The sequence below is a fragment of the Achromobacter marplatensis genome (assembly GCF_002209535.1).
Classification (GTDB): domain Bacteria; phylum Pseudomonadota; class Gammaproteobacteria; order Burkholderiales; family Burkholderiaceae_B; genus Achromobacter; species Achromobacter marplatensis.
In genome coordinates this window covers 1-869 of the sequence record NZ_NJIG01000053.1, presented here as the reverse complement: position 1 = coordinate 869, position 869 = coordinate 1, and the positions used below count along the sequence as shown (strand labels likewise).

2 tRNA genes and 1 rRNA gene are annotated in these 869 nt (G+C 48.9%); all 3 read left to right on the top strand.

Features of this window, described 5'->3' with window-relative positions:
* Positions 1–211 (top strand): 16S ribosomal RNA (locus tag CEY09_RS31800); the annotation flags it as partial.
* Between the two features lie 132 nt (positions 212–343).
* Positions 344–420, top strand: a tRNA-Ile gene (locus tag CEY09_RS31795).
* A 37-nt stretch (positions 421–457) separates the two neighbouring features.
* Positions 458–533: transfer RNA gene (locus tag CEY09_RS31790), tRNA-Ala, on the top strand.
* Positions 534–869 lie beyond the last annotated feature (336 nt).

Below are 869 nucleotides of genomic sequence, written 5' to 3'. Positions count from 1 at the left end.
AAGTCGGAATCGCTAGTAATCGCGGATCAGCATGTCGCGGTGAATACGTTCCCGGGTCTTGTACACACCGCCCGTCACACCATGGGAGTGGGTTTTACCAGAAGTAGTTAGCCTAACCGCAAGGGGGGCGATTACCACGGTAGGATTCATGACTGGGGTGAAGTCGTAACAAGGTAGCCGTATCGGAAGGTGCGGCTGGATCACCTCCTTTCAGAGCTTAAGTGCTCGTGTTAAGCGTCCACTCTTATCGGTTGTTTGATATAGCTGGGATCAGTTGTAGGCTTGGGTCGAGGGAATCTTCCCTGGGTCTTCAGCTACCTGACTACTGATCCGAGAAGGTTTTGGGTCTGTAGCTCAGTTGGTTAGAGCACCGTCTTGATAAGGCGGGGGTCGTTGGTTCGAATCCAACCAGACCCACCAAAGTATTTCGCGTAGTGCTGGTCACTGTGTGGGATATGGGGGTGTAGCTCAGCTGGGAGAGCGCCTGCTTTGCAAGCAGGATGTCATCGGTTCGATCCCGTTCACCTCCACCATTGATTCTCAAATACTCACCTGGTGGTGATGTAGAGGCTAACTCATAGCGTCGTTAAATTACGATTCTATGAGTTAGGTTTTACCTAACAGCTATATTCGTTCTTTAACAATCTGGAAGAAGCACAACGAAATGTACTTATCAAGTACTCGGCGCAAGCCGATGAAGATAAGTACGGGTTGTGATTGCATTATTTTGTTCCAAGTTCTCAAGACTGGGGTGAATAACCTCAGACTGCTTTGAAACTTATGAACGGCACAAACGCTAATACTCAGGTCCTATAGCCTACAGCGTTATAGGATCAAGCGACTAAGTGCATATGGTGGATGCCTTGGCG